Raw genomic sequence first — 11,489 nt, 5'->3', positions numbered from 1 at the left:
TTCTACTCCCGGCGCATCGGCGCGCCCCCGCGTTCGGCCGCGGTGTTCGGCCTGGCCGACCGCCTGGTGGGCGAGTACACCTACCTGGACGTGCCCTCCACCTCCACCATCCTGGGTGCCGCCAAGCTCACCGGCCGCCTGCCCTCGGCTACCTCCATCGGCGTGCTGGCGGCGGTAACGGACCAGGAACGGGTGCGCACCTTCGATACGGACGCCGGAGAGTTCGACGGGTTCGTCGCGGCACCCCGAACGGTCACGGGCGTGGCGCGGGTGCAGCAGGAGCTGGGGCGCTCGGGGTCCACCGCGGGCTTCGTGGTCACCGGCGTGCACCGCGACGTCGAGGCCGGCGAGCCCCTGGCGGCGTACATGAACCGGCAGGCGTTCAGCGGCGGGGTGGACTGGAACCTTCGGTTCCGCAACGGCGAGTACGTGTTGAGCGGCGACGTGGGCGCGAGCTACGTGCAGGGCGATTCGCTGGCCATCCTTCGCGTGCAGCGCGCTCCCGTGCGCTACTACCAGCGGCCGGACGCCACCCACGTGGAGCTGGACCCGTCGCGCACCTCGCTGTCAGGCGTTCGTACTTCCCTGGGGATCTCCCGCAACAGCGGCACGCACTGGCTCTGGAGTGTGGACGCCGAAGCCCGCACGCCCGGGTTCGAGCTGAACGACGCGGGCGCCATGGGCCACACGGACCGCGCGGAGGTGAACGCCGGGCTCACCTACCGCGAAACCCGGCCGCGCGGGGCATTCCGCAGCTACAGCGTGACCGTGGGGAACGAGAATGCGTGGGACCTCTCGGGAACGCGCACCTGGGGAGCGGTCACGACGAGCGCGACGGCTACGCTCAAGAACTTCTGGCGCGGGACCTTCACCGGGTGGGTGGATCTGCCCGCGAACAGCGCGTCGGCCACGCGCGGCGGCCCGCTGATGGGCACCGACCACGCGTGGATGACCATCCTCGGCATCGGCAACGCGAGTTCGGCGAAGACGCGGCTGCGGATGCAGGTGGAGCGGGGCGGGAGCGTGCAGGGGCAGGAGTGGCTCCGGCTCTTCACGGGCGTGTCCATCCGGCCCGCGCCGCAGTGGCAGCTTTCGCTGGAGCCCAACTACCAGCGCTGGACGGACCCGCGCCAGTACGTGGGCACGCGCCCGGGCGGGCCGCAGGCAACGTTCGGCACGCGCTACGTGTTCGCGCACATCGACCGCAGCGAACTGGTGGCGCGGATGCGGGCGAGCTACCTGTTCACGCCGGACCTCTCGCTGGAGCTGTACGCCGAGCCCTACGCGGCTTCGGGACGCTACCACACCTTCGGCGAGCTGCCAGCGGCGCGCAGCCGCGGCCTGCGGGTGTACGGCCGCGACGGAAGCACCATCCAGCCGACGGACGACGGCTACGCGGTCACCGACGGCACCGCGTCGTTCACCCTGCCCGACAACGACTTCAACGTACTCTCGTTCCGCAGCAACACGGTAATGCGGTGGGAGTGGCGGCCAGGGAGCACGCTGTTCCTGGTGTGGCAGCAGAACCGCTACGCGGAGGCCGCCGGCGGACGTCCCGTGGGCGTGGGCGACCTGGGCGACACCTTCCGCGCAGACGGCGACAACTACCTGGCGCTCAAGATGACGTACTGGATTCCGCTGCGGTGAGCCCTCACCCGTACTTCTGGCGTTTCGACGGGGGCCGGCGCATGCCTCGGCCGCCCCCCATCCCCAGCCCTTCCCCCGCAAACCCCGCGGGGGAAGGGAGCCAGTGTGGGGCTGCTCCCAAACCGTGGTTGCACACCAGGACCTGTCATCGTGTGCGCTCCCAAACCGTTGATGCACACCAGGCTCTGTCATCCTGAGCCCCAGGCGCGCCGGACTTGCCCGCAATACAAACTTCGCGGGGCGAAGGATCTAGCCGGAGGCACGTACGAGCTTGGGCGCGGCAGCGGTCACCGTTGCCGAGTCGTCGCCTGCCGTGGGGCCCTCACCCCGCCGCGCTGACACGCGTGCGACCCTCTCCCACAAACAGCGTGGGAGAGGGGTACCACCAGTCGTGTGGCGTTTCGATTCGGGCCGGCGCATGCCTCGAGCGCCCCCCATCCCCAGCCCTTCCCCCGCAAACTGCGCGGGGGAAGGGAGCCAGTATGGGGCTGCTCCCAAACCGTTGATGCACACAAGAGCTTGTCATCCTGAGCCCCAAGCGCCCCGGAGCGGCCCGCAACCGGAACTTCGCGGGGCGAAGGATCTAGCCTGGGGCACCTTCAAGCGTAGGCGCGGCAGCGGTCACGGGAACCGAGGCCTCGGCTGCCCCCGCAGGGACCGGCGCGCGAACGGGCTGGCGCTCGTCTTCGAGGACGGCGAAGCGCTGCTCCCACTGCCGCATCATCTGGACGAACGAGGTAGCCACGCCGGGATCAAACTCCGTTCCCGCACGCTCCTCGATGTACCCGAGCACCTTTTCCGCCGGCCACGCCTCGCGATACGGCCGGTTGGTGCGCAGCGCGTCGTACACGTCGCAGACGTGGGCCAGGCGGCTGGCGGAGTGGCAGCTTCGGCAGTAGTGGAGCGCGGGATAGCCCCCGCCATCGTGCATGATGTGGTGCTCGTACGCCACCACCGCCGCCATGTCCAGGTTGCGCTCGGTGTCCAGCAGCACCCGCGCGCCGTCGATCGGGTGGCGGTTGATGATGGCCCGCTCCTCCGGCGTCAGCTTCCCCGGCTTGTTCAGGATGTCGCGGGGAATGCGCACCTTGCCGATGTCGTGCAGCAGCCCCGCCACGCCGAACGCGCGGATGTCGGACTGCGGATAGCCCAGGAACTCGGCCATCGCCATCGTGAGCACCGCCACGTTCATGGAGTGCGTGGTGGTGTACTCGTCGTGGGTGCGCAGCCGCAGCAGCGGGAGGATCATCTGCTGCTCGCCGTGCATGGCCACGGAAAGCGAGCGCACCACCGCCTCGGCTTCGGCCAGCGGCACCGGGCGCATCTGCTCCACCTCGTCGTGCATCCAGCGGATGGCCTGCACCTCGTCCGCCAGCGAGTAGTCCAGCGTGGCGGTCAACGTTTCGACGGGGCTCGTCTCGCCCCGCACCCCCACCGCGCCCATGCGGATGCGCGACGGCCGCATCTGCCGCGCTTCGGGCGAGTCCATCACCTGCAGCGTCAGCCGCGCCAGGACCTCCTCCAGCAACGCCTCCAGCTCGTCGCGCGACACCCGCTCGTCGAACTCCAGCCGCTGCATTCCCGCGGCGACCAGCCGGCCGCTCCACTCCCAGTTGCGCAGCTCGCCCAGCGGCGTGGAACCGTGCACCACCTCGTCGCCCAGAAAGGTGAACGACTGCCGGGGCTGGGCACCTTGCAGGTCTGCCAGCGGCTGGTAGGCGGCGTCCAGCGCCCGCTCGCGCGCGGGGTGGCCGTCGCCGTACAGCGCCAGCGTGGCGATGGCCTGCGCCATCCCGGTGAGAAAGCGTACGGCGTCGCTCATGCGGTGGCGGGCGATGTGGTGAGCAGGCGGAGCATCTCGGGATGGCCGGAGCGCCGGGCGGCATCCAGCACCGGCTTGGCAACGGGATGCTGAGGCCAGCCGCGGCCCAGGGCGGCGATGGCGGCCAGCACTTCGGGGGTGGGATGGGCCAGGCGCACGCGGCCCAGCAGGGTGCGTCCCGCGCTGGCCACGCGCACCAGCGTGGCGACGGCGATCGGCTCACGCGAACCGCCCAACACGCGAGCCGCCAGCGCGCGCACCTCCGGCTCGGTGGCGGGATCGTCGATGCGGCGGCAGACCAGCGGAAGCACCGGGGCGGGGCACGCGTCGGCGCAGTCGGCCAGCGCCAGCCGCAGCACCTGCGTGTCGGGATCGGTCAGCGCCATCCCGAGCACGCGCTCGCGGTCGCCGCCCAGCCGCAGCGCCGCCTTGAACGCCTCGCGCCGCACCCGCTCATCCTCGTGGCGCAGGAACGGCGCGACGGAGAAGCCGTCCGGCGCCGCGCCGATGCCCGCGACGATGGAAAGCAGGTTGCGGATCAGGTACCATCGATCATCCGCCATCCGCCGGCCGATTTCCGGGAGCGCCGCCGGCCCCAGCGCGACCAGTCGGTCCACGGCGGCGCGGCGGACCGTGCGGCTTTCCGAATCCGCCAGCTCGTCCAGCAACGGCGGAACGGCGTCCGCACCCGTCCGCGCCAGCACGGCGTCCAGCGCGGCGGATGCGTCCGCGCCCTCGCGCAGCAGCCTGCGCACGCCGTCCGGACGGCAGGCGTACGCCCATCCCGCGTCCACCAGCTCGCCCGGGCGCGGCGCGTCAGCCAGCAGGTGCACCACCCGGTGCAGCTGGCCGGCCGCCTCCATCCGCTGGACCGCGGCCCAGATGGTGGGGCCGTTGCCGCCCACCTCCAGCGCCGTTTCCAGGATGCGTTCGGGCTCGGGAGAGTTGGGGCCGGGGAGCAGGTCGATGATGCCGGCCAGGGAGGTCGAGAGGCCGTCCAGCACGCGGGTGTAGGCCTGCGGATTGGGATCGGCGAGCCCCCAGCCGCCCACCAGCGCCTCCACCTGCTCGCGCAGGGCAGAGTCGGCGGCGGCGCGCGTGGCGCCGGCGGGTTCGCCCGCGTGGGTGGCCAGCTTGTTCAGCAGGCGCACGAGCGAGTTGGAGATGGTCTGCCCCTCGCTCTCGGCCGCGATCTCCACCAGGCGCACGACGGCGTCGCTGGCGAACCCGTGGCTGGCATCCAGGAGAAAACGGCGGCGCTGCGCCCCGTCGCCACCCATCTCCAGCAGCCGCTTGATGGTGGCCGGGTTCAGCCGCCCCAGCATGTCAGACATGCGGCGCCGCACCTCGGCCGAGCCGCGCCCGCCCTCCGTCCGCAGCTCCTGGGCAAGCTGAAGCAGGTATCCCACGATCACCTGGTCGTACGCCACGGCGTGGGCGTTCTGCTCGATGGCCTTCGCCACCACGGCGGGCTCGGGCGTCTCGTCCGTCTCGGTCCCCGACGCCAGCGCCGCCCGCGCCAGCCCCACCCACAGCTGCGCCGCGCGCACCCCGGCGGTGGCGTGCCCGTCGTCGGCAGCGCCGTCGCCGGTCAGCTCCAGCTGCGCGTACGAGAGGGAGTGAAGGCTGGCGTGCGGCCATCCCTCGTTCCCCCATTCGCGCGGGGGACGTCCGGGCTCCGTTTCACGCGCCAGGAAGCAGAGGAACGCCGACACCTCGTCCACGTCCAGCCCGCGCCGGAGCGTCACGGCGCCCACGCGGTGGCGGTGAAGGCGGTCCGCCAGCCCGCTCAGCACCGGGTTGCTCTCGTCCGTCGCCACGCCTTCGATCACCAGCTGCCGCCGCGCCACGCCGAACGAAAGCGAGGCCCGGTCGAGCAGCACCGTGTCCAGCCGGCGCACCACGCCCTCTGCGGAGCGCGCCAGGAACGGATGCCCGGGCGGATAGACGCCATGGTGCTGCAGCGCAATCGCCAGTTCGACGAGAAAATTGGCGAGTCCGCGCGAAAGTGCGAGGCGCTCGCCGGGCGGGGACGCCGCCAGGGGATGGTTCATGGGGGATGGAACGAGGGTGTCCGCAGTGGAAAGATGAACGACAAATCGCGCGTTGACAACCCCGGTTGTGCAAGCCGCCGCCTGGAGAACGCGCCCCTTTCGGGCAGCCCGTTCCTTTGCTGCCGACACACATGATTTGCGAATTCCACCATTCGTCCCGATGCGTACGCGGAAGGGCAGTAGCCCGGCAATAACCGCGGTTTTCGCCCGAGGTGTTCCCGCGATGTCATGTTCACATGAGCCGCCACATCTCGCGCTGGACGAATCCGGCCGTGCGGCGAGCCGATTGCGGACGCTCCGCCCGGGCCAGCGTGCGCAGGCGGGGTCCGCCGCCTACATTGCGGAGCCGGTCACCTCCACCCGCCCGCGCCCGCCCATGCCCCTCGAGAATCCTGATCCGCCCATCGTCATGCAGGCACGCGCCCATACCGAGCGCACGGCCGTCGTGGCGCCCGAAGGCCGATTCACGTACGCGGACCTGCTGGATGCGTCCGCGTGCGTGGCTTCGGCACTGCTGGCCGGAGCGGACGACCTGCGCGAGACGCGTGTCGCATTCCTGGCGGCCCCGGGATGGCACTACGTCGCCACGCAGTGGGGGATCTGGCGGGCGGGCGGCATCGCCGTTCCCCTCGCCGTCTCCCATCCCCCGGCCGAGCTGGAGTACGTGGTGCAGGATGCCGACGCGTCCATCGTGATGGCGGACGGCGGATTCGCGGAGGTGCTGCGCCCCATCGCGGAGCGCAACGGGCGGCGTTTCCTATCGACCGACGACGCGCTCGCCGCCGACCCCGGGGTGCTCCCCGGGGTGGACGAGGCGCGCCGGGCGATGATCGTCTACACCAGCGGCACGACGGGAAAGCCCAAGGGCGTGGTGACCACGCACGCCAACCTGCGCGCGCAGGTGACCACGCTGGTGCAGGCGTGGGAGTGGTCGGCGGATGACCGCACGCTGCTGGTGCTGCCGCTTCACCACGTGCACGGCATCGTGAACGTGCTTTCGTGTGCCCTGTGGTCCGGCGCGACATGCGAAATCCTGGCACGCTTCGATGCGGACGAGGCGTGGCGGGCGATCGAGAGCGGGCGGCTGACCCTGTTCATGGCCGTTCCCACCGTCTACAACCGGCTGATCGCCGCGTACGACCAGGCCCCGCCCGAGCGCCAGGCGCGCATGGCCGAAGGGTGCCGTCGAATGCGGCTGATGGTCTCCGGCTCCGCCGCGCTGCCGGTGCAGACGCTGGAGCGGTGGCGGCAGATCAGCGGGCACGTGCTGCTGGAGCGCTACGGGATGACGGAGATCGGCATGGCGCTCGGCAACCCGCTTCACGGCGAGCGGCGGCCGGGGTTCGTGGGGCTGCCGCTCCCCGGCGTGCGCGTGCGGCTGGTGGACGACGAGGGCGGGGAAGCGCCTCCCGGCACGCCCGGCGAGGTGGAGATCGGCGGGCCCAGCGTATTCCTGGAGTACTGGCGCCGCCCCGAGGCCACGGGGGAGGCGTTTCGCGACGGCTGGTTCCGCACCGGCGACGTGGCCGTGGTGGAAGACGGGTACTACCGGCTTCTGGGCCGCCGCAGCGTCGACATCATCAAGACGGGCGGATACAAGGTCTCGGCGCTGGAGATCGAGGAGGTGCTGCGCACGCATCCCGCCATCGCCGAGTGCGCCGTCGTGGGCGTGGACGATCCCGATTGGGGCGAGCGGATCTGCGTGGCGGTGGAGGCGGCGGATGGATCGGCGGTGACGCTGGATGAACTGCAGGGGTGGGCGCGCGACCACCTGGCGCCCTACAAGCTGCCCCGCGACCTGCGCCGGGTGGAGGCCCTTCCGCGCAACGCCAGGGGCACGGTGATGAAGCCCGAGGTGGCGAAGCTTTTCGCGGCCGGTGGCGGATGAGGATGCCGCGCGTCACCCTGCGTGGCGCGACGATCGGCGTGGCGCTGGCGGAGGTGGCGCTGATCGTGGGGCTGGCGATCTACCTTGCCGCCGCCGACCGGGTGCTCACGATCGGCTTCCCGACGCGGGCCAGCCTCGCGGTGCCCGCGGCGGATGCGGCCGGGCTGACGATCCCCGTCGCGGGGGTGCTGCGGGGCGAGTTGAAGGACACGTACGGCGCCGCGCGCTCCGGCGGGCGATTGCACAAGGGAGTCGACATCTTCGCGAAGCAGGGCACGCCCGTCGTCGCGGCGGCGGAGGGGGTGATCGTGAAGCGCGACTCCAACGCGGTGGGCGGTATCTCCATCTACCAGCGGGGGAGCGACGCGCGGACCATCTACTACTACGCCCACCTGCACGGCTATCGGCCGGGGCTCAAGGAAGGCGACCTCGTCCGCGCGGGCGACGTGATCGGGTACGTGGGGAGCACGGGGAACGTCACGGGATCGCCGCACCTCCACTTCTCCATCCACACGGTCACGGACCCGAACCGCTGGTGGAAGGGCCGCGACCTGAACCCGTACCACCTCCTGCAGGCCGAGGCGGCACGCCCGCCCTGAGCGGGGACATATGTTTGCTCCGCGCGCGAAAAACTGTTATTTTCCCTCCCAGCCCACACACCATTCCCAAAGCATACCCCGAGGCCGCATGCGTCTGTCCGCGCTCATGTTCGTCGGTTTCAGCGCGATTCTCTCCGCCGGATGCGGGGGAGAATCCGGGGGCGTCACGCCACCGCCAACGGACAACGTGGTCGCGACCGTCGAAGTAGCCGCGCCCAGTGGGCCGGTGATCGGCGGACAGACGATGCAGCTTTCGGCGGTCGCCAGGAACGCCGCGGGCGGCGCCGTCGCGGGGAAGACCTTCACCTGGACGAGCAGCAGCGACGCGGTGGCGACCGTGGGCGCGGGGGGAATGCTCACCGGCGTGAGTGCCGGTACGGCGAACGTTACCGCGAGCACGGACGGAAAGAGCGGAACGGTCACCGTAACCATCCTCCCGGTCCCCATCGCGTCGCTGACGGTGGAGCCCGGCTCGCCGCAGGTGGAGGTGGGGAAGGCGGTGCAGCTGACGGTGACGGCCCGTGACGCGGCCGGGAACCCGCTGGCCGGACGCCAGGTTACGCTCGTCAGCTCGAATGCGGCGGTCGCCACGGTGAACGCCGCCATGCAGGTGCAGGGCGTGGCTCCCGGAACCGCCACCATCACGGCGACAGCCGAAGGGAAGACGGCGACCGCCACCGTCACCGTCGTCCCGGTACCCATCGCGTCGCTGACGCTGGAGCCGGGTTCGCCACAGGTGGAGGTGGGGAAGTCGGTGCAGCTGACGGTGACCGCCCGCGACGCCGCCGGAAACGCGCTCGCCGGCCGTCAGGTCACGCTGATCACCTCGAACATGGCGGTCGCCACGGTGAACGCCGCGCAGCAGGTGCAGGGCGTGGCCCCGGGAACCGCCACCATCACCGCGACGGCCGAAGGCAAGACGGCGACCGCCACCGTCACCGTAGTTCCGGTTCCGATCGCATCGCTGACGCTGGAGCCCGGCTCCCTCCAGGTGGAGGTGGGGAAGTCGGCGCAGCTGACGGTGACCGCCCGTGACGCGGCCGGCAACGTGCTCGCCGGCCGTCAGGTTACGCTGATCACCTCGAACGTGGCGGTCGCCACGGTGAACGCCGCGCAGCAGGTGCAGGGCGTTTCTCCGGGGAACGCCATGATCACCGCGACGGCCGAAGGCAAGGCGGCGATCGCGGTCGTAACGGTGGTGCCCGTGCCGGTGGCCTCGGTAACGGTGACGCCGAGCCCCGTCAGCGTAGAAGTCGGGGCCACGCAGCAGCTTACGGCCACGCTTCGGGACGCGGACGGGAACGTGCTGAGCGGCCGGACGGTTTCCTGGTCGACCAACAGCGCGGCGTTCGTGCAGGTCAGCGCGTCCGGCGTGGTCACCGGAATCGCGTCCGGCGGGCCGTTTCCCGTCACGGCAACGGCGGAGGGAAAGACGGGAACGGCGCAGGTTACCGTCCTGCCGCAGCAGCCCGGCTCAATCCTGGTGACCCGGGACGAGGTTCCGCATTCGTCGCTGTCGAACGCGGTGGTCCGGATCGCCGGCCCCGACGGCCTGCTGCGTGAGCGGCAGATGGGCACCGCACTGTCGCTCGTGATCGACCAGTTGCCGGCGGGTCCGCACACGATCACCATGCTGGAGGTGGGCAGCCGGCCCGACCCGGACGGGCCGAGCTTCACGTACCGCGCGCTGAACAACAATCGCGTGGTTACCGTCCCGAGTGGCGGCCAGGCGACCACGCACTTTGCCTTTGAACTGGCTTCTGGCGCCGTCGCGCTGAAGCTCTCAGGGGTTCCCGCGGAATATGACGGGTCGGTGCCGTGCGGCGTGTACTGGGCGCAGGGAGCAGCGTCTTTCGCGTATACCACGTCGGCAGGGCCCACGGCCGGGCCCGCGGCGGGGCTGGCCGAAGTACGCTGTTTCACCTTCGGATTCGAAGGGGACCTGTACGATCCCAGCCCGCAGGCACAGACGATCACGGTTCCCGCCTCGACCACACCAATTACGGTTTCGGTGACGTACACGCGCCGCCCGTAGCGCCGGGGATCCCCGACAGCCTGGATCCTTCGGCCCGCGAGGGATGGGGCGCGGGTAGGTTCGGTGCGCCTTGGCCGGATGACCGGGTGTGGTGGTGCATCGAGGGTCGAGGAGGCGCGCCCTGACCCGGACCACCTGTGGCGTGTACTGAATGTCCATTGCGCTCTGCGCGAAACCCTCTGATCTTTCCCCGCGATCTCTCCCTGATGCCGCCCCTTGCCAGAGGGGCGGTTTCCTTTTAGCATAGGACTGAGTCCCAATGACTCTGTTCGGCGCTGCGCGCGTACCCGGGCCCGGTGTTGATCTACCGGCGTTCCAGGCCCAGGTGCAGAGCGGCAACTTTCACGTATACAAGACTCGCGCGCTGGACGTGGTCTGCCGTATCCGGAAGTGCACCGTTCGAGAGGCGAGGGAGCACGTGAAGGTGGCGGTGCTCTCACTCGAGGACGGCGACTATTCGCACACGCTCCGGACGCCGAACCGGCAGGTGCAGGACGTATACGGCAAGTTGATTCAAGGAGAGGGGTGGTATCTGAAGATCGAGATCCAGATGCAGGATGGGGAGCCCGGCATCGTTTCCTGTCATCCCGCCGAGCATGACCTCTCGACCGTGCGTGGCACCGTGCAGCGTTCCAGGAGGAGGTTCAGATGACCGAGAAGCCAATGATGCCGGAGCGCCCCTGCGGCGCGTGCGGAGAAGGCACGATGCGGCCTGCGGACGTTTCGGGGTTCGTGATGGAGCACCGCGACGATCCCCGGGTGCGAGTTGGCGAGCAACTCGTTCTGCCCGTTTGCGACATCTGCGGGGATATGGCCCTGAACGCCGCCGACACGGATGCCCTGGAGGCGGCGCTGGAGCGCTCGTACCGGCGCAAGAGGCTGCGCCAGCAGCGGGCGCTGATCAACGATCTCCGGCGCGGCGGCCTCACGCAGGTACAGATCGAGCGGTTCGCGTCGCTGTCGCCCGGTTACCTTTCCAAGCTGCGGAACGGGAAGCTCGCATCCGGAGCCACGTTCCGCCTGCTCTACCTGCTCCACCAGCTGCGCGGAGTGGCGGTGCGCGCGGTGAGCCGGATCGACCCACGGCTTCGGGACGTGTCCGCCCGGTAGCGGCGGCGCCGGGATCCGCGGCTCAGGGTCGGGCGACCGCTGCCGCGCCCAGGATTGTTTCGTAGTTTAAGGCTAGATCCTTCGGCCCGCGAGGAATGGTGTGCGGGCCGATTCGGCGCGCCTGGGCCTCAAGGATGACAGGGCTTTGCGCGTTGTTCCGGTGAGGGTGCGCGCGATAGGGGCGCGAAGCAGGTGTGGCGGGAACGCGATCGAATTCTCCCTTTCCCCTGCGAAGCGGGGGAGAGGGCCGGGGAGAGGGGGCTCCCGCGGCATGCGCCGGCAGCCAGTCGAACCGCGACCGAAGTTCTCCCCTCTCCCGCGGGGTTTGCGGGGG

Annotated in this window: 8 protein-coding genes; 6 read left to right on the top strand and 2 right to left on the bottom strand. The window is 70.5% G+C overall.

The window, feature by feature from the left end; all coding sequences use genetic code 11:
- Positions 1-1,647: DUF5916 domain-containing protein (locus tag VIB55_RS01065; protein WP_331874808.1), on the top strand; the 1,647-nt coding region annotated here is incomplete at its 5' end.
- A gap of 583 nt (positions 1,648-2,230) precedes the next feature.
- Here the strand turns inward: VIB55_RS01065 and VIB55_RS01060 are convergent.
- Positions 2,231-3,469: an HD-GYP domain-containing protein gene (locus tag VIB55_RS01060; protein ID WP_331874807.1), complete on the bottom strand. Its 1,239-nt coding sequence runs from the start codon at positions 3,467-3,469 to the stop codon at positions 2,231-2,233.
- Positions 3,466-5,523 carry a hypothetical protein gene (locus VIB55_RS01055; protein ID WP_331874806.1) on the bottom strand — a complete coding sequence of 686 codons (2,058 nt, stop codon included), beginning with the start codon at positions 5,521-5,523 and terminating at the stop codon, positions 3,466-3,468. Before VIB55_RS01055 ends, VIB55_RS01060 begins: the two co-directional genes overlap by 4 nt.
- Positions 5,524-5,899: 376 nt before the next feature.
- Between VIB55_RS01055 and VIB55_RS01050 the strand changes: the two genes are divergently transcribed.
- The 5 genes from VIB55_RS01050 (at position 5,900) to VIB55_RS01030 (ending at position 11,155) form a co-directional block, all read left to right on the top strand.
- Positions 5,900-7,411, top strand: coding sequence for an acyl-CoA synthetase (locus VIB55_RS01050; RefSeq protein WP_349262978.1), 1,512 nt, complete (start codon positions 5,900-5,902; stop codon positions 7,409-7,411).
- Positions 7,408-8,010, top strand: a complete 603-nt coding sequence (locus tag VIB55_RS01045) for a M23 family metallopeptidase (RefSeq protein ID WP_331874804.1) — start codon at positions 7,408-7,410, stop codon at positions 8,008-8,010. The genes VIB55_RS01050 and VIB55_RS01045 overlap by 4 nt, the downstream gene beginning before the upstream one ends.
- Before the next feature lie 187 nt (positions 8,011-8,197).
- Complete coding sequence (locus VIB55_RS01040; RefSeq protein ID WP_331874803.1) at positions 8,198-10,045, top strand: Ig-like domain-containing protein; 1,848 nt, start codon at positions 8,198-8,200, stop codon at positions 10,043-10,045.
- A gap of 259 nt (positions 10,046-10,304) precedes the next feature.
- Complete coding sequence (locus tag VIB55_RS01035) at positions 10,305-10,697, top strand: hypothetical protein (RefSeq protein ID WP_331874802.1); 393 nt, start codon at positions 10,305-10,307, stop codon at positions 10,695-10,697.
- Positions 10,694-11,155: a hypothetical protein gene (locus VIB55_RS01030; protein ID WP_331874801.1), complete on the top strand. Its 462-nt coding sequence runs from the start codon at positions 10,694-10,696 to the stop codon at positions 11,153-11,155. Before VIB55_RS01035 ends, VIB55_RS01030 begins: the two co-directional genes overlap by 4 nt.
- Positions 11,156-11,489: the final 334 nt, after the last annotated feature.

Origin of the sequence: Longimicrobium sp., assembly GCF_036554565.1 — a bacterium.
Classification (GTDB): domain Bacteria; phylum Gemmatimonadota; class Gemmatimonadetes; order Longimicrobiales; family Longimicrobiaceae; genus Longimicrobium.
Note: the sequence above shows the minus strand (reverse complement) of the source record. Positions and strands in the feature narration are given on the sequence as shown.